At 71.5% G+C, this 16,208-nt stretch carries 17 protein-coding genes and 1 pseudogene; 10 read left to right on the top strand and 8 right to left on the bottom strand.

The window, feature by feature from the left end:
• The first annotated feature begins 118 nt into the window (after nucleotides 1–118).
• The 9 genes from ACSLIC_RS04490 (at nucleotide 119) to dapD (ending at nucleotide 7,882) form a co-directional block, all read left to right on the top strand.
• Nucleotides 119–847: a helix-turn-helix transcriptional regulator gene (locus ACSLIC_RS04490; protein ID WP_436736366.1), complete on the top strand. Its 729-nt coding sequence runs from the start codon at nucleotides 119–121 to the stop codon at nucleotides 845–847.
• Nucleotides 844–2,265 carry a Fe-S cluster assembly protein SufB gene (gene sufB, locus ACSLIC_RS04485; RefSeq protein ID WP_436736365.1) on the top strand — a complete coding sequence of 474 codons (1,422 nt, stop codon included), beginning with the start codon at nucleotides 844–846 and terminating at the stop codon, nucleotides 2,263–2,265. The genes ACSLIC_RS04490 and sufB overlap by 4 nt, the downstream gene beginning before the upstream one ends.
• Nucleotides 2,266–2,343: 78 nt before the next feature.
• On the top strand, nucleotides 2,344–3,543 hold the full coding sequence (gene sufD, locus ACSLIC_RS04480; RefSeq protein ID WP_436736364.1) for a Fe-S cluster assembly protein SufD: 1,200 nt from the start codon (nucleotides 2,344–2,346) through the stop codon (nucleotides 3,541–3,543).
• Between the two features lie 5 nt (nucleotides 3,544–3,548).
• Nucleotides 3,549–3,866, top strand: coding sequence for a non-heme iron oxygenase ferredoxin subunit (locus ACSLIC_RS04475; protein WP_436740268.1), 318 nt, complete (start codon nucleotides 3,549–3,551; stop codon nucleotides 3,864–3,866).
• A 6-nt stretch (nucleotides 3,867–3,872) separates the two neighbouring features.
• The gene (sufC, locus tag ACSLIC_RS04470; protein WP_436736363.1) at nucleotides 3,873–4,637 is read left to right on the top strand and encodes a Fe-S cluster assembly ATPase SufC; all 765 of its coding nucleotides are present in this window, start codon (nucleotides 3,873–3,875) and stop codon (nucleotides 4,635–4,637) included.
• Nucleotides 4,634–5,902: a cysteine desulfurase gene (locus ACSLIC_RS04465; RefSeq protein WP_436736362.1), complete on the top strand. Its 1,269-nt coding sequence runs from the start codon at nucleotides 4,634–4,636 to the stop codon at nucleotides 5,900–5,902. Before sufC ends, ACSLIC_RS04465 begins: the two co-directional genes overlap by 4 nt.
• Nucleotides 5,903–5,912: 10 nt before the next feature.
• A complete protein-coding gene (gene sufU / locus ACSLIC_RS04460) occupies nucleotides 5,913–6,389 on the top strand; it encodes a Fe-S cluster assembly sulfur transfer protein SufU (RefSeq protein WP_436736361.1) in 477 nt (158 codons plus the stop codon).
• A complete protein-coding gene (locus tag ACSLIC_RS04455; protein WP_100453208.1) occupies nucleotides 6,386–6,724 on the top strand; it encodes a metal-sulfur cluster assembly factor in 339 nt (112 codons plus the stop codon). The genes sufU and ACSLIC_RS04455 overlap by 4 nt, the downstream gene beginning before the upstream one ends.
• A gap of 168 nt (nucleotides 6,725–6,892) precedes the next feature.
• The gene (gene dapD, locus ACSLIC_RS04450) at nucleotides 6,893–7,882 is read left to right on the top strand and encodes a 2,3,4,5-tetrahydropyridine-2,6-dicarboxylate N-succinyltransferase (RefSeq protein WP_436736360.1); all 990 of its coding nucleotides are present in this window, start codon (nucleotides 6,893–6,895) and stop codon (nucleotides 7,880–7,882) included.
• 82 nt (nucleotides 7,883–7,964) lie between these two features.
• Here the strand turns inward: dapD and ACSLIC_RS04445 are convergent, their stop codons facing one another.
• Nucleotides 7,965–9,827 (bottom strand): endonuclease/exonuclease/phosphatase family protein, encoded by a 1,863-nt coding sequence (locus ACSLIC_RS04445; protein WP_436736359.1) that lies wholly within the window; start codon nucleotides 9,825–9,827, stop codon nucleotides 7,965–7,967.
• 239 nt (nucleotides 9,828–10,066) lie between these two features.
• Here ACSLIC_RS04445 and ACSLIC_RS04440 point away from each other — a divergent pair, with 239 nt between their 5' ends.
• On the top strand, nucleotides 10,067–11,527 hold the full coding sequence (locus ACSLIC_RS04440) for a hypothetical protein (protein WP_436736358.1): 1,461 nt from the start codon (nucleotides 10,067–10,069) through the stop codon (nucleotides 11,525–11,527).
• A 161-nt stretch (nucleotides 11,528–11,688) separates the two neighbouring features.
• Here ACSLIC_RS04440 and ACSLIC_RS04435 read toward each other — a convergent pair whose 3' ends face one another.
• From ACSLIC_RS04435 to thpD, 7 genes and pseudogenes are all read right to left on the bottom strand, one after another.
• On the bottom strand, nucleotides 11,689–11,871 hold the full coding sequence (locus ACSLIC_RS04435) for a hypothetical protein (protein WP_436736357.1): 183 nt from the start codon (nucleotides 11,869–11,871) through the stop codon (nucleotides 11,689–11,691).
• 270 nt (nucleotides 11,872–12,141) lie between these two features.
• Entirely contained in the window at nucleotides 12,142–12,318 is a 177-nt protein-coding gene (locus ACSLIC_RS04430; protein WP_436736356.1) for a hypothetical protein, read from the bottom strand.
• Between the two features lie 360 nt (nucleotides 12,319–12,678).
• Nucleotides 12,679–13,878 (bottom strand): TerD family protein, encoded by a 1,200-nt coding sequence (locus tag ACSLIC_RS04425; protein WP_436740267.1) that lies wholly within the window; start codon nucleotides 13,876–13,878, stop codon nucleotides 12,679–12,681.
• Between the two features lie 45 nt (nucleotides 13,879–13,923).
• A complete protein-coding gene (locus ACSLIC_RS04420) occupies nucleotides 13,924–14,214 on the bottom strand; it encodes a hypothetical protein (RefSeq protein ID WP_436736355.1) in 291 nt (96 codons plus the stop codon).
• A 198-nt stretch (nucleotides 14,215–14,412) separates the two neighbouring features.
• Nucleotides 14,413–14,544: a hypothetical protein gene (locus tag ACSLIC_RS04415; RefSeq protein ID WP_436736354.1), complete on the bottom strand. Its 132-nt coding sequence runs from the start codon at nucleotides 14,542–14,544 to the stop codon at nucleotides 14,413–14,415.
• Between the two features lie 196 nt (nucleotides 14,545–14,740).
• Nucleotides 14,741–15,016, bottom strand: a pseudogene (locus ACSLIC_RS04410) (recombinase family protein); the annotation flags it as partial.
• A 295-nt stretch (nucleotides 15,017–15,311) separates the two neighbouring features.
• A complete protein-coding gene (thpD, locus tag ACSLIC_RS04405; RefSeq protein ID WP_436736353.1) occupies nucleotides 15,312–16,208 on the bottom strand; it encodes an ectoine hydroxylase in 897 nt (298 codons plus the stop codon).

Genomic DNA, 16,208 nt, shown 5'->3' with positions numbered 1-16,208 from the left:
GACCCCCGGGGCCAGTACCACAGCAGGGACGGTTAGGTGACCCTAAGTGATCGAAACCACCCCGGGGCCGCCACCTGGGCGGTTGTCGCTCTCGGATGAATTACGCAACAATGGCGTTGTGAAAAAGGCTGGCGAGGCTCCGCAGGAGGAACTCGCGACCGGTGAGCGGTCCACCCGCAACCGTGTCGCGCGCTCCATCCTGGACCACGGCCCCTCCACGGTCGCCGCCCTCGCGAAGCGGCTCGGGCTCACCCAGGCCGCCGTCCGCAGGCACCTCGACGCCCTCGGCGCCGACGGCGTCGTCGAACCCCGCGAACAGCGCGTCTACGGTGCCCGGACCAGGGGCAGGCCGGCCAAGGTCTTCGCCCTCACCGACTGCGGACGCGACGCCTTCGACCAGTCCTACGACGCCCTCGCCGCCGACGCGCTGCGCTGGATCGCCGAGACGGCCGGGCCCGGCGCGGTCGCCGCGTTCGCCCGCGCCCGGGTCGCCGCCCAGGCCGCGCAGTACCGCTCCGCGGTGGAGGAGGCGGACCCCGCCGACCGCGCCCACGCACTGGCGAGGGCGCTGAGCGCCGACGGGTACGCTGCTACGGCGCGTAGCGCCCCCGAGCCGCAGCAGGGCGAGCAGCTCTGCCAGCACCACTGCCCGGTCGCGCACGTGGCCGAGCAGTTCCCACAGCTCTGCGAGGCGGAGACCGAGGTCTTCTCCCAGCTCCTGGGCACCCACGTCCAGCGCCTCGCGACCATCGCGCACGGGGACGGCGTCTGCACGACGTTCATCCCGCGCGCCACCCCGCAGACCACCGACACATCAGCAAGCACGGCCGGGAGGAACCCCGCATGACGCTCCCCACGGAGACTGCCCACCCCGAACTCGAGGGCCTGGGTACGTACGAGTACGGCTGGGCCGACTCCGACGCGGCCGGAGCCTCCGCCCGGCGCGGCATCGGCGAGGACGTCGTCCGCGACATCTCGGCCAAGAAGTCCGAGCCCGAGTGGATGACCAAGCTCCGCCTCAAGGGCCTGAAGCTCTTCGGCAAGAAGCCCATGCCGAACTGGGGCTCGGACCTCTCCGGGATCGACTTCGACAACATCAAGTACTTCGTGCGGTCCACCGAGAAGCAGGCCGAGTCCTGGGAGGACCTGCCGGAGGACATCAAGAACACGTACGACAGGCTCGGCATCCCGGAGGCGGAGAAGCAGCGCCTGGTCGCCGGTGTCGCCGCGCAGTACGAGTCGGAGGTCGTCTACCACCAGATCCGCGAGGACCTGGAGGAGCAGGGCGTCATCTTCCTCGACACCGACACCGCGCTGAAGGAGCACCCGGAGCTCTTCCAGGAGTACTTCGGCACCGTCATCCCCGCCGGTGACAACAAGTTCGCCGCGCTCAACACGGCCGTGTGGTCCGGCGGCTCCTTCATCTACGTGCCGAAGGGCGTGCACGTCGAGATCCCGCTCCAGGCGTACTTCCGCATCAACACCGAGAACATGGGCCAGTTCGAGCGGACGCTGATCATCGTCGACGAGGACGCCTACGTCCACTACGTCGAGGGCTGCACCGCGCCGATCTACAAGACCGACTCGCTGCACTCCGCGGTCGTCGAGATCATCGTCAAGAAGGGCGGCCGCTGCCGCTACACGACCATCCAGAACTGGTCGAACAACGTCTACAACCTGGTCACCAAGCGCGCCGTGGCGTACGAGGGCGCGACCATGGAGTGGATCGACGGCAACATCGGCTCCAAGGTCACCATGAAGTACCCGGCCGTCTACCTGATGGGCGAGCACGCCAAGGGCGAGACGCTCTCCATCGCCTTCGCCGGCGAGGGCCAGCACCAGGACGCGGGCGCCAAGATGGTCCACATGGCCCCCAACACCTCCTCCAACATCGTCTCCAAGTCGGTGGCGCGAGGCGGCGGCCGCACCTCCTACCGCGGTCTCATCGAGATCGGCGAGGGTGCCCCGGGCGCCAAGTCGAACGTGCTGTGCGACGCGCTGCTGGTCGACACCATCTCCCGCTCGGACACCTACCCCTACGTGGACGTCCGCGAGGACGACGTGTCCATGGGCCACGAGGCGACCGTCTCCAAGGTCTCCGAGGACCAGCTCTTCTACCTGATGAGCCGCGGCCTCACCGAGTTCGAGGCGATGGCGATGATCGTGCGCGGCTTCGTCGAGCCGATCGCCAAGGAGCTCCCCATGGAGTACGCCCTGGAGCTCAACCGGCTGATCGAGCTCCAGATGGAAGGCTCCGTCGGCTGACGCCGAGCCCGCACCACAAGCGAAGTCCTCCGGCTCGGTTCGCTGAGTCCGACGCAGAGAGAGAGCACCACGACAGCCATGGCTGAGGCCCAGAACGCCCCCGTCCAGGGGGGCACCGTGCCGGCGGGTTCCACCACCGCCGGTCAGATCGCGGTGGCCGCCGAGTCGACCGTCGCCACGCGCATGAGCGCACCCCCCTCGTACGACGTGGCGGACTTCCCGGTCCCGCACGGCCGCGAGGAGGAGTGGCGGTTCACGCCGCTGGAGCGGCTGCGCGGCCTGCACGACGGCAGCGCCGTCGCCGACGGCGGCATCCGCATCGAGATCTCCACCCCCAACGGGGTCACCCAGGAGACCGTCGGCCGTGACGACGCCCGCGTCGGCCGGGCCGGCAAGCCCGTCGACCGCGTCGCCGCCCAGGCGTACAGCGCCTTCGAGAAGGCGTCCGTCATCACCGTGCCCAAGGAGGCGCGCCCCGAGGGGCCGATCCGGATCACCGTGCACGGCGAGGGCGGCACCGCCTACGCCCACCAGGTGATCGAGGTCGGCGCCTTCGCCGAGGCCGTCGTGGTCATCGACCACACCGGTGACGCGGTCCTCGCCTCCAACGTCGACTACCTCCTCGGCGACGGGGCCAAGCTGACCGTCGTCGCCGTCCAGGACTGGGACGACAAGGCCGTCCACGTCGCCCAGCACAACGCGCTGGTCGGCCGGGACGCCTCGTTCAAGTCCGTCGTCGTCACCTTCGGCGGCGACCTGGTCCGGCTGCACCCGCGGGTCTCGTACGCCTCCACCGGAGGTTCGGCCGAGCTGATCGGCCTGTACTTCACCGATCAGGGCCAGCACCAGGAGCACCGCCTGCTGGTCGACCACAACCAGCCGCACTGCACCTCGAACGTCGTCTACAAGGGCGCGCTCCAGGGCGACGACGCGCACGCCGTCTGGATCGGCGACGTCCTCATCGAGGCCGCCGCCGAGGGCACCGACACCTACGAGATGAACCGCAACCTCGTCCTCACCGACGGCGCGCGGGTCGACTCGGTGCCGAACCTGGAGATCGAGACCGGCGAGATCGTCGGCGCCGGCCACGCCTCGGCGACCGGCCGCTTCGACGACGAGCAGCTCTTCTACCTGATGGCGCGCGGCATCCCCGAGGCCGACGCCCGCCGCCTGGTGGTCCGCGGCTTCTTCGCCGAGCTGGTCCAGCAGATCGGCCTGCCCGACGTCGAGGAGCGCCTGCTCGCCAAGATCGAGGCCGAACTGGAGGCCGCGGTCTGATGGCCATCGCGTACGTGAGGGCGTGCGGGCTCAGCGAGCTGGAGGAGGACACCCCCAAGCGGGTGGAACTCGACGGCACGCCCGTCTCCGTGGTGCGCACCCAGGGCGAGGTGTTCGCGATCAACGACATCTGCTCGCACGCCAACGTCTCGCTCTCCGAGGGCGAGGTCGAGGACTGCCAGATCGAGTGCTGGCTCCACGGCTCCGCCTTCGACCTGCGCACCGGCAAGCCCTCCGGCCTGCCGGCCACGCGCCCCGTCCCCGTTTACCCCGTAAAGATCGAAGGGGACGACGTGCTCGTCTCCCTCACCCAGGAGTCCTGAGGCACCATGGCAACGCTTGAAATCCGCGACCTGCACGTCACCGTCGAGGCCGACAACGCCACGAAGGAGATCCTCAAGGGCGTCGACCTGACCGTGAAGCAGGGCGAGACGCACGCCATCATGGGCCCGAACGGCTCCGGCAAGTCGACGCTCGCCTACTCGCTGGCAGGCCACCCCAAGTACACGATCACCGGCGGCACCGTCACTCTCGACGGTGAGGACGTCCTGGAGATGTCCGTCGACGAGCGCGCCCGCGCCGGCCTCTTCCTCGCCATGCAGTACCCGGTCGAGGTCCCCGGCGTCTCCGTCTCCAACTTCCTGCGCACCTCCGCCACCGCCGTCCGCGGCGAGGCCCCCAAGCTGCGTACCTGGGTGAAGGAGGTCAAGGAGGCCATGGCGCGTCTCCACATGGACCCCGCCTTCGCCGAGCGCAACGTCAACGAGGGCTTCTCCGGCGGCGAGAAGAAGCGCCACGAGATCCTCCAGCTCGAACTGCTCAAGCCGAAGGTCGCGATCCTCGACGAGACCGACTCCGGCCTCGACGTCGACGCCCTGCGGGTCGTCTCCGAGGGCGTCAACCGCGTCCGCGAGGGCGGCGAGGTCGGCACTCTGCTGATCACGCACTACACCCGCATCCTGCGGTACATCAAGCCCGACCACGTCCACGTCTTCGCGGGCGGCCGCATCGCCGAGTCCGGCGGCGCGGAGCTGGCCGACAAGCTGGAGGCGGAGGGCTACGAGTCCTACGTGAAGGGTGGCGCATCCGCGTGACTGTGGCCCATCAGGGGCTCTCCGGCCTCCTCGACACCGAGGCGATCCGCAAGGACTTCCCGATCCTGGACCGGGAGATCCACGACAGCAGGAAGCTCGTCTACCTGGACAACGCGGCGACCTCCCAGACGCCCCGCCAGGTGCTCGACGTGCTCAGCGAGTACTACGAGCAGCACAACGCCAACGTCCACCGCGGCGTGCACGTGCTCGCCGAGGAGGCCACGGCGCTGTACGAGGGTTCCCGCGACAAGGTCGCCGCCTTCATCAACGCCCCGAGCCGCGACGAGGTGATCTTCACCAAGAACGCCTCCGAGTCGCTCAACCTCGTCGCGAACATGCTCGGCTGGGCCGACGACCCCTACCGCGTCGACGCCGACACCGAGATCGTCATCACGGAGATGGAGCACCACTCCAACATCGTGCCGTGGCAGTTGCTCTCGCAGCGCACCGGCGCGAAGCTGAAGTGGTTCGGGCTGACCGACGACGGCCGCCTCGACCTCTCCGACCTCGACGAGATCATCACCGAGAAGACGAAGATCGTCTCCTTCACCCTCGTCTCCAACCTGCTGGGCACGGTCAACCCGGTCGAGAAGATCGTCCGGCGCGCCCAGCAGGTCGGCGCCCTGGTCCTCATCGACGCCTCGCAGGCCGCCCCGCACATGCCCCTGGACGTGCAGGCGCTCCAGGCCGACTTCGTGGCCTTCACCGGCCACAAGATGTGCGGGCCGACCGGCATCGGCGTCCTGTGGGGCCGCCAGGAGCTGCTGGAGGACCTGCCGCCGTTCCTCGGCGGCGGCGAGATGATCGAGACCGTCTCGATGCACTCCTCGACGTACGCTCCCGCGCCGCACAAGTTCGAGGCGGGTACGCCGCCGATCTCCCAGGCCATCGGCCTGGGCGCGGCGGTGGACTACCTCAGCTCCATCGGCATGGAGAAGATCGCCGCCCACGAGCACGCGATCACCGAGTACGCCGTCGAGCGGCTGCTCCAGGTCCCCGACCTGCGCATCATCGGCCCGGCCTCGGCCGAGGACCGGGGTGCGGCGATCTCCTTCACGCTGGGCGACATCCACCCGCACGACGTCGGGCAGGTCCTCGACGAACAGGGCATCGCGGTCCGCGTGGGTCACCACTGCGCGCGCCCCGTCTGCCTGCGGTACGGAATTCCCGCGACCACGCGGGCGTCGTTCTACCTGTACTCCACGCCCTCCGAGGTCGACGCCTTGGTCGACGGCCTGGAGCACGTACGGAACTTCTTCGGCTGAGGGACGGGTCGTGAAGCTGGATTCGATGTACCAGGACGTGATCCTGGACCACTACAAGAACCCGCACGGGCGGGGGCTGCGCGACGGCGACGCCGAGGTGCACCACACCAACCCGACGTGCGGAGACGAGATCACCCTGCGGGTCAAGTACGACGGCGAGCGCATCGCCGACGTCAGCTACGAGGGGCAGGGCTGCTCCATCAGCCAGGCCAGCGCCTCGGTGCTGAACGACCTGCTGGTCGGCAAGGAACTGGCCGAGGCGCACAAGATCCAGGGCGCCTTCCTGGAACTGATGCAGTCCAAGGGCCGGATCGAGCCGGACGACGCCATGGAGGAGGTGCTGGAGGACGCGGTCGCGTTCGCCGGCGTCTCCAAGTACCCGGCACGCGTCAAGTGCGCGCTGCTGAGCTGGATGGCGTGGAAGGACGCGACCGCCCAGGCCCTGGGCGAGGACGCGAGCGACACGACTGCGAGGAGGACGGCATGAGCGAGAACGCAGAGGCCACTCTGAAGCCCGCCTCCGAGGAGGAGGTCCGCGAGGCGCTGCTGGACGTCGTCGACCCCGAGCTGGGGATCGACGTCGTCAACCTGGGGCTCATCTACGGGGTGCACGTCGACGACGCGAACATCGCGACCATCGACATGACCCTGACCTCGGCGGCCTGCCCGCTGACCGACGTCATCGAGGACCAGGCCAAGTCGGCCACCGACGGGATCGTGAACGAGCTTCGGATCAACTGGGTCTGGATGCCGCCGTGGGGTCCCGACAAGATCACCGACGACGGGCGCGAGCAGCTCAGGGCACTGGGCTTCAACGTCTGAGCCGTGGGCGCTGCGACGCGTCCCGGAGAGGCGGGGTCCACCGGTCATGGCCGGTGAGCCCCGCCTTTTCGGCGTGTCCGGGGGCCGTCGTGCCCGTTCCGGCGCCACGCGCGGCCGGGCCGCGGGCTCGGTTGGCCCGGGCGGGGTGGCGGCGGTTAGGTTGCCCTCATGACCGACTCGACTGCTACTCGTACCACCGGCGCCGTCGCCGCCGGGCTGGCCACGCTCTCCGCCGACGGCGTGGTGCTCGACACCTGGTTCCCCGCGCCCGCGCTGACCGGCACCCCCGGCCCCGCGGGCACCGAACGGCTCACCGCGACGCAGGCCGCCGAGCTCCTCGGCGCGGCAGCCGCCCAAGCGCTGGGCGAGGACCCGCGCCGCGGGGTGGAGACCGTCGCGGTGCGGACGGTCATCGGCTCCCTCGACGACAAGCCGCTCGACGCCCACGACGTCTACCTGCGGCTCCACCTGCTCAGCCACCGACTGGTCCGCCCGCACGGCCAGAACCTGGAGGGCATCTTCGCCCACCTCGCCAACGTCGCCTGGACCTCGCTCGGCCCGGTCCCGGTCGACTACCTGGAGCAGGCCCGCCTCAACGCCCGCGCCGCCGGGCTGCACCTCCAGGTCACCTCGGTGGACAAGTTCCCCCGGATGACCGACTACGTGGCCCCCAAGGGCGTCCGCATCGCCGACGCCGACCGCGTCCGGCTCGGCGCGCACCTCGCCGAGGGCACCACCGTGATGCACGAGGGCTTCGTCAACTTCAACGCCGGGACGCTCGGCACCTCCATGGTCGAGGGCCGTATCTCGGCCGGCGTCGTCGTCGGCGACGGCTCCGACATCGGCGGTGGCGCCTCCACCATGGGCACCCTCTCCGGCGGCGGCAACGTCGTCATCGCCGTCGGCGAGCGCTGCCTGGTCGGCGCCGAGGCCGGCGTCGGCATCGGCCTGGGCGACGAATGCGTGGTCGAGGCCGGGCTCTACCTGACCGCGGGCACCCTGGTCACCCTCCCCGACGGTGAGGTCGTCAAGGCCCGCGAACTGAGCGGCGCCTCGAACATCCTCTTCCGCCGCAACTCCCTCACCGGCAAGGTCGAGGGCCGCCCGAACAACGCGGTATGGGGCGGGCTGAACGAGGTGCTGCACAGCCACAACTGACCCGGCGGGCCAGGTGCCAGGACGAACGGCCCGCTCCGGAGCACCCCGGAGCGGGCCGTTCGCCGTGCCAGGGCTCAGGGAGTCACGGGCGGAACCGCAGCACCTGCGGGTCGTGGTCGCTGTCCTGGTCGGCGAACTCGGCGTTGATGTGGACGCTGTCGTAGCGGAAGTGCTTGACGGCGGGGCTGACCAGGATCTGGTCGAGGACCTGGCTGTTGCCCTGGAAGACGTACGAGTAGCGCTCGGCGGGCGGGAGGGTCAGGACGGCGGACTTCAGGGCCTTGCCCGAGGTCAGGGTCCTGGTGGTGCCGGAGAACTCGAAGTCGTTGATGTCGCCGAGGACCAGGACCTTGGCCTTGCGGTCGGCCGACAGGAGCTTCTTCACGAAGGTGTTGACCGAGGCGGCCTGGGCGTGCCGCTGGGTCTCCGAGGAGCGGGTGGGGGGCTGGTGGTGGCCGGCCAGGGGCTCGTCGCCGCCCTTGGAGGCGAAGTGGTTGGCGATCAGGAAGACGCGCTCGCCCCGGAAGGTGAACTCGCCCGCCAGCGGCTTGCGACTGTTCTGCCACGCCGGGTCGGCCGGGTCGACGCGGCCGGGGGAGTGGGTGAGGGCGGCGCCGCCGCGCTCGCGGACGACGCCGGTCGCGGTGGTGGCGTCCCCGCCGGGCCGGTCGGTGAAGGAGACGCGGGCGGGGTTGAAGAGGAACGCCTGGCGGATGTTGCCGCCGGGCTCGCCGCCGTCCGCCTTGTCCACCGGGTCGACGGTGCGCCATGCGTAGTGCGGCCCGCCCGCCGCCGTGATCGCCTCGGTGAAGCGGCGCAGCGTCTCCTCGGCGGAGACCGTGCCGTCGTCGGTGGCCCCGTTGTCGTCCTGGATCTCCTCCAGCGCCAGTACGTCGGGGGAGGCGAGGTTGGTCACGACGGCCCGCGCCAGCGCGTCGAACTTCTCCCGCGGGTCGCCCGGATCGAGGTTCTCGACGTTGTACGTGGCCACCGCCAGCTCGTCCTTCGCCTGCGGCCTGGTCCTCTCCCGCTCCAGGCCCCGGTTCTGGACCTCGCCCAGCTCGCGGGCGGCCAGCGTGTACCCGCCGTACTGGTTGTAGTCCAGCGGCCCCTCGGTGCGGCCGGTGAGCCGGTCGCCCACGTCGGCCCGGGGGAAGGGGCTCTCGGCGAGCGGCGCGAGCTGCTGCACCTGGAGCCGCCCGGTGTTCTGTGCCCCGTACGAGCCGTAGACGGTGCCGCCGCGCGCGCTCGGCCGCTCGTCCGGCTTCACGGTCACCCACAGCTCGGCGTACGGGTCGGTGGCGCCGACGACACGGGAGGTGCCGACACGGACGTTCATGCCCTCCAGCGACTCGTAGAAGTCCAGGGCGTACGAACGCGGTTGCAGCGGCAGGGAGTTGAGGGAACCCCCGGCGGCCGGGTCGCCCGCCTGGGTGTAGCGGGACGGGACGGTGCGGGCGTCGATCACCTGGGCGGGCGGCAGCGGGTTGCCGGAGGAGACGACGGTGACCGTGGGCCGGGAGAGCTGGGTGAGCGACTGGTTGCCGCTGGAGGCGCCGCCGGGGACGTATTCGGTGACCGTGCCGGAGACCTCGACGGCGTCGCCGGTCTTCACCGTCGGGACGCCACTGGTGAAGACGAAGACGCCCTCACTGGTGGCCGGGTCGGCGTCGGGGCGGGTGTCCTGGAACCAGAAGCCGCGCGAACCGTACGTCCGCACCCCCGTCACGACCCCGGGCACCGCCTCCACCCGCTGCCCCACCAGCGGCGAGGTCCGCGTGGCGCCCTGGATGTCGTGGATGCGCACGGTGGCGTCGGCGGCGGCCTGCGGCGAGGCGGCCACCAGCAGGCCCGCGCCGAGCGCGGCCGTGCAGAGGGCTGCGACGGCGGGGGAGTGGCGCGGCAGCGCGGCGCGAGGGACGGGGCGGGCGGGAGAACCGGCCATGGAGGGCTCCGAACATGGTGGAGAACGGGCAAGCAGAAAGGGTGCGGGAGCCGGTCCGCCGGGCGCACCGGCCCACGGGGTGCGGCTCTACGCGCGTCAATCTCTTGGAGTGCGGGGTGAGTTGTCAAGGGACGGCAGATGCACACCGGGTGACGCGGACCGGAACCGGTCGGCATGCCAACAAATCCGTTTACGCTGAACCGCACCAGGACACGCCGTCGACCGAGGAGAAGCACCCGATGCCCGCACACCCCCCGGCCCTGCCCCCGGTCAGGCTCACCTCCGAGGCGGAACTGGCGCGGGACGCGCTCGCCACGCCACTTCTGGGCCGCGCCGTGCGGCTCGCCCGCTGGGCGGGACCCGCCGCGCGGGTCGGCGCCGGCGGCGAACTGCTCGACGCCCAGCTGCCGTTGGCCGCGAAGGCGCTGGGACTGCCCGCCGGGGACGAGGGCGAGGCGTTGGCGGGCGAGGCGTGGCGGGTCGCCGTGGACACCGGGCTGGTCATCGTCACGGACCCGGTGGAGGGCGAGGACGGCGAGGAGGCGCCCGGCACCGCCGAGGCCGGGCCCGAGCTGGCGCTGCTCACCGGCGGCAGCCCGCAGGACGTGCTGGGCATCTGGGAGACGGCGGTGGAGACCGTCCTCGCCGACGCCGCCGTACCGGATCTGGAGGGGCTGGTCGAAGCGGTCGAGGCGGGCGGGGAGTTCGACCTCGACGCGCTCGACTGGGACCCCGAGGCGGAGGAGGAACTGCTCGACCTCGCCCTCACCAACCTCTACACGCTGACGCTCACCGCGGGCGCCGACGCCGGGACGCCGGTGCCGCTGCCCGCCCTCGCCGCCACCATGGTCGCCTCGGACGAGCCGGTGGGCGAACCCTCGGACGAACTCCTGGAGTTCGTCTCCGACACCATGATGCGGCTGGACGACTACTTCCGGACGCTGGAGCCGGTCGGGCTGGTGGAGTTCTGGCCGGTCGACGAGGAGTTGATGGCCGACGCCGACGAGGAGCCCGGCGCGCCCGAGCCGGAGGAGGACATCAGCCGCTACGGCATGGTCCGGCTCACCGGGCTGGGCCGCCACGCGCTGCGCCTCAGGCTCGCCGAGGCGGGGTACGAGACCCCGGTCGTCGGCGACCTGGCCGGCAAGGGCGCCGACGCCCTCCTCGACGGGATCGCCGCCTACCCGCCGCAGGCCGTCCGCGACGAGCTGGCCGCCTGGCTGGCCGGCCGCGAGGCCGTGCCCGCCGCCCGCGAACTGCTCGCCGCCGCCCGGGGCGCAGACGAGGGCGCGCCGCTGCGCAGGCTGCGCTGCCAGGAGGCGCTGTCGCTGGTCGGGCCCGAGGCGGAGGGTGCGCTGCGGGAGGTACTGGGCGACCCGGAGCTGGGCGGGCTCGCCCGGGTGTGGCTGGCGGAGCGGGGTGCGGCCGACGTGCCGGCGCCCTCGCAGGAACTGGTCTTCTGGCTGACGGTGGACACCATCGCGGCCCAGCTGGCGGCGGAGGGCAACTCCGGGGAACTGCGGGCGCTGGTGGAGGGCCTCGCCGACCAGCACAGCGGCTTCTTCGAAGCGGCGTGGCGGGTGGAGCACCCCGCCACCGCCGAGGTGCTGGAGGCGATGGGGCGGCTCCACCCGGACCGCAAGGTGGCGAAGGTGGCCCGCAAGGCCGCCTTCAAGGCGCGCTCCCGCCAGGGGGCGTGACCGCCGCGGCGTCAACTCCCCTACAGGGGGAACGCCCTTGGCTGGTCCTTGGGACATGTGACGGCGGCCCGGACCTTCACTGGTCCGGGCCGCCGTCGTCGTGTGCGCCCGTGTGTGCGTGCGTGCTCTCGCCCCGTCCGTCCCGGCGTCCGCCGGGGGCGTCAGGCCGCTTCGACGATCTCGTCGCGGATGGCCGCCGCCCACTCGGTGACGAGCCGCTGGTACTCCGCGGCCTCATCGGGGGAGAGGGAACCGCCCGCACGCAGCCACAGGCCGCGGATCTGCTCGTTCAGCACGGCTGCCGAACGCCGTGCGGGGCCGGAATGAGGGTGGTTCGTGGACATGCGGGCAAGCCTAGGGGAAAGAACTGACGTTCCGCCACGGAGCGGTCACTGATCGCACCGAGACGCGGCTGTGACCTGGGGGTTCTTCGTAGGCATGCTGCGAGGATCACATGCGTGGCCGTGTGGGGTGCCGCCGTACGGGGCGAGAACGCTTCTTCCGGGCGCATCCGGGGGCGCATCGAGGCGAGGGGGCGCGTGGCCCGGTTGCCGGGCGTACGGCACGAGGGGCGGGCGGGGCCGGCCTCCTGGTCGCGGTGAGGGGCGGCGAGCCTACGCGGCCTTGGCCTCGCCGGTGCTGACGGCCGTCGCCCACTCCTCCACCAGCGCCTCGTACTGCGCGCGCTGCTCCGCCGTGAGCCGTCCGGCAGAGCGCAGCATGAGGGCGCGGATCTGCTCGTTGATGACGGACGGGGGGCGCACGCGGGCGGTTACGGGGATGGAGGACATGTGAACAGAGTAGGGGCTCGCTGTGATCCCTCGCTGCCCATTGCAGGTCACCGAATTGGCCTCCCCTTCCGAGAACCTGCTCTGACCTGCGTGTACGCGTGAATTTCGGCCCCCTGGCGGCCGATTGTGACGTTCGACGCCTCATTGGCCCGGCGCGTTACGTACGAGGTCTGCGCCCCCTGGCAGAAATGCATCGGCCGTGGAGGACGGGGAGGGACGGGTGCGAGGCTCCGCAGGGCAGGCCGACCGGCGCCCTGGCCCCCGGCCCGGTGGCCGGGGCGGGGGAGGGGCGGACGTACGGCGGGGCGGCGCCGGCCGTCGCGCCGGTGCCGCCCCGCCGTGCCCGCCGGGTGGTGCGTCCTACAGCGCCTGGGCGCCCGGCTTGACCATGCCGCGTACGGTGCGGGACTTCACGAAGTCGCCGATGGCCGTCATCTCCCACTCGCCGGTGTACTGGCGGATCAGCTTGGCCATGAGGACCCCCGTCTGCGGCTCGGCCGAGGTGAGGTCGAAGCGGACCAGTTCCTCGTCGGTCGCCGCGTCCACCAGTCGGCAGTACGCCTTGGCGACCTCGGTGAACTTCTGGCCGGTGAAGGAGTTGACGGTGAACACGAGGCCGCTGACCTCGGCCGGGAGGCGGCCGAGGTCGACCACGATGACCTCGTCGTCGCCGCCGCCCTCGCCGGTGAGGTTGTCGCCGGAGTGCTTGACGGCGCCGTTCAGGATCGACAGGCGGCCGAAGTAGCAGCTGTCCAGCTGGTTGCGCTGCGGGCCGTAGGCGATGACCGAGGCGTCCAGGTCGATGTCCTTGCCACGGAAGGCGGGCTCCCAGCCCAGGCCCATCTTGACCTGGGTCAGCAACGGTTGGCCGCCCTTGACCAGCGAGACCGTCTGGTTCTTCCGGAGGCTGACCCGGCCCTTGTCCAGGTTGATCTTGCCCGAGCCGGGGGCGGGGGCGGGGGCGGCCGGCGCCGTCTGCGGGGCGGCGGGCGGCGGCGTCGACATGGCCGTACGCGGGTCCGGCGCGGCGGGCGGGACCGGCGCGGGGGCCGGGGGTGCCGCGGCCGGCTCCTCCTCGACACTCACCCCGAAGTCGGTGGCGATGCCGGCCAGTCCGTCCGCGTAGCCCTGGCCGACGGCGCGGGCCTTCCACGCGCCGTTGCGGCGGTAGACCTCGACGACGACGAGGGCGGTTTCGGCGCCGAGCCGCGGCGGGGTGAAGGTGGCGAGGGGCTGGCCGTCGCCGCCGCGGATGGTGGCGGTGGGCTCGATGCCCTGGAAGCTCTGGCCGGCCGCGTCCGGGCTGGCCGTCACCACGATCTTCTCGATCTCGGCCGGGACCGACGCCGTGTCCACCACGATCGCGTCGGGGGCGGAGCCGCCCCCCGAGCGGTAGGTGACACCGGCGCCGGCGGGCTGGTTGTAGAAGATGAAGTCGTCGTCGGAGCGCACCTTGCCGTCGGCGGTGAGCAGCAGGCCCGAGACGTCGAGCCGCACCGGGGCGGAGACGTCCACCGTCACGCTGGTGGCGGTGAGAGGGATGTTCGAGCCGGGGGTCATAGCTGTCATGCCCCAAGGAACGAACGACCCCGCTTTGCCGTTCCCTTACCTGCGCGGAACTTCTCCCGCTTCCCCCGAACGGACGCCCCGCACCAGCCACGCGGCACAGCCGAGAGCCCCCGCCCCGGCGGCCACCAGCAGCACCCGGTGGTCGGCGACCGCGAGCAGGCCGGCTCCCGCCGGCAGGGCCACCGCGTTCGGTGCGTACAGCAGGGTGTGGACCCGGCCGGCCGCCACCCCGAGGCGGTCGGCGGGCGTCTCCCGTTGCACCGCCGTGAGCGCGGCGATCAGGGCACCGGGCAGACCGGCGCCGATCAGCAGGCTGCCGGCGAGCACCGGGGCGTCGCCCGGGCCGCGACGCCCAGGCCGAAGAGGGCGCAGCCCCCGGCGGCGAACCCCCGCTCGCCGAGGCGCCGCAGCAGCGTCCCGGCGGCGAGGCCCGTCGCGACCGACCCGGCGCCCTGCACCGCCGGCCTTGGGGCACAGCGGTACAACGGGTGACGCCAAGCCGGTGATCATGGGATCGATGCGGGTCTACCGCAGCTCGACGTTCGGGTGGGGCTGGGCCTGGAGCCGTTCGCGTAGCTCGATCCCCTCGGCGCTGAGCGGCTCCCCGGTCCGACGGATGCGTACGGGCTTGGGCCGCATCGGCAGGCCGTCGTCCACCCGCTGCCGCCTCAGCTTCCGCGAGGGCCCGGTACAACGAGGCGACCGATGGAGACTTGCCCGCGTTCTTTCCGACCTTGAGGGTCAGCTTCTTGGCGATCTCGGGGACTGGGACGCCCTTGTCCTTCAGCGCGACGGCGAAGGTGAGCATGCCGCCGTCGACGACCTTCGGGCGTCCGCCGCGGTTGCCCTTGGACGCGGCGATGACCTGGCCTTCGAGGGTCTTCTCCCGGATGCAGTTGCGCTCGATCTGGCCGGCGACGGCGAGGACGGCGAAGAACATGGCGCCCATGCCGTTGGGGTCGTAGATGCCGGTGAGCGGCCCGGCGAGGAGTCCGAGCCGGATGCCGCCGGCCTGGAGCTCGGCGGACAGCGTCATCAGCTCGGCCGCGTTGCGCGCGAGGCGCTTGAGCTCGTCGACGGTGAGGACGACCGGGGTCTCGGGGGCGGCCTCCTCGAACTGGTGGGCCAGGGCGAGCGCCTTCTCCAGCTCGATCTCCTGGCCGGGGCGGGGCCCGTCTCGCGCAGCCCTGTCCGGTGGCGGTCCGGTGCGGCCGCGCCTCCCGGGTCACGAGCTGGTGGCCGATGGGCCCGTCCGGCGCCGCTCGCGGGACAACCCCGTGGAACGCAACCGGACCGGGAGCGGCCCGCCTGTGGCCGCCCCCGGTCCCGTGGCCCGGGCGCCGTGTGCGCCGGTGCGTGGTGAGCCGCTGCCAGCGACTCATCCGGTCCGCCTGCTCCACTCGGGTGAAGCGGGCGGACCGGGTTCACCTCACCGGGGTGAAGTCACGCGCCCCGATGAACTCCGGGCGCCGCACCGGCGCCGCGAAGGGCTCCTCAGCAGCGTTCTCGACGCTGTTGAAGACGATGAACACGTTGCTGCGCGGGTACGGGGTGATGTTGTCCCCGGAGCCGTGCATGGCGTTGCAGTCGAACCAGGTGGCCGAACCGGCCCGGCCGGTGAACAGCTTGATGCCGTGCTGGTCGGCGAACTCGGTCAGCACCTCGTCGGAGGGGATGCCCGCGTCCTGCATCTGGAGCGACCGCTTGTAGTTGTCCTTCGGCGTCACGCCGCTGCACCCCACGTAGGTGCGGTGCGACCCCGGCATGATCATGAGGCCGCCGTTGGTGTCGTAGTTCTCGGTCAGCGCGATCGAGACGGACACCGCGCGCATCCTGGGCAGCCCGTCCTCGGCGTGCCAGGTCTCGAAGTCCGAGTGCCAGTAGAACCCGGAGGCCCCGAAGCCCGGCTTGACGTTGATCCGCGACTGGTGGACGTAGACGTCCGAGCCGAGGATCTGCCGGGCCCGGTCCAGCAGCCGCTCGTCGCGGACGAGCCCGGCGAAGACCTCACTGATCCGGTGGACCTCGAAGACCGAGCGGACCTTCTCCGACTTGGGCTCGACGACGGCGCGCTCGTCGGCCCGGATGAGCGGGTCGGCGATCAGCCGGTCCAGTTCGGCCCGGTAGACCCCGACCTCCTCGGGGGTGATCAGCTCCTCGACGGCGAGGAAGCCGTTCTCGTCGTACGACTGCAGGTCGGACCGCGTAATGGGTCCAGGGGCGTCCTGCGAGGACCACACCACGGGGTCCTTGCGCGGGATCGTCACCTCGGTTGCAGTCCGGCTCGGGTAGAGATCGGTGCGCTCCGACGCGACAGTCAT

Source organism: Streptomyces sp. BBFR102 (assembly GCF_051397025.1).
Lineage (GTDB): Bacteria > Actinomycetota > Actinomycetes > Streptomycetales > Streptomycetaceae > Streptomyces.
This window is presented reverse-complemented; position numbering and strand designations above follow the sequence as displayed.

What these genes read in the sequence shown, in the direction of transcription:
- ACSLIC_RS04440 (WP_436736358.1), top strand. Translation starts at nt 10,067, where the DNA reads ATGCCCGCACACCCCCCGGCCCTGCCCCCGGTCAGGCTCACCTCCGAG.
- dapD (WP_436736360.1), top strand. Translation starts at nt 6,893, where the DNA reads ATGACCGACTCGACTGCTACTCGTACCACCGGCGCCGTCGCCGCCGGG.
- ACSLIC_RS04435 (WP_436736357.1), bottom strand. Translation starts at nt 11,871, where the DNA reads ATGTCCACGAACCACCCTCATTCCGGCCCCGCACGGCGTTCGGCAGCC.
- thpD (WP_436736353.1), bottom strand. Translation starts at nt 16,208, where the DNA reads ATGACTGTCGCGTCGGAGCGCACCGATCTCTACCCGAGCCGGACTGCA.
- ACSLIC_RS04445 (WP_436736359.1), bottom strand. Translation starts at nt 9,827, where the DNA reads ATGGCCGGTTCTCCCGCCCGCCCCGTCCCTCGCGCCGCGCTGCCGCGC.
- ACSLIC_RS04425 (WP_436740267.1), bottom strand. Translation starts at nt 13,878, where the DNA reads ATGACCCCCGGCTCGAACATCCCTCTCACCGCCACCAGCGTGACGGTG.
- sufD (WP_436736364.1), top strand. Translation starts at nt 2,344, where the DNA reads ATGGCTGAGGCCCAGAACGCCCCCGTCCAGGGGGGCACCGTGCCGGCG.
- sufC (WP_436736363.1), top strand. Translation starts at nt 3,873, where the DNA reads ATGGCAACGCTTGAAATCCGCGACCTGCACGTCACCGTCGAGGCCGAC.
- sufB (WP_436736365.1), top strand. Translation starts at nt 844, where the DNA reads ATGACGCTCCCCACGGAGACTGCCCACCCCGAACTCGAGGGCCTGGGT.
- ACSLIC_RS04430 (WP_436736356.1), bottom strand. Translation starts at nt 12,318, where the DNA reads ATGTCCTCCATCCCCGTAACCGCCCGCGTGCGCCCCCCGTCCGTCATC.
- ACSLIC_RS04455 (WP_100453208.1), top strand. Translation starts at nt 6,386, where the DNA reads ATGAGCGAGAACGCAGAGGCCACTCTGAAGCCCGCCTCCGAGGAGGAG.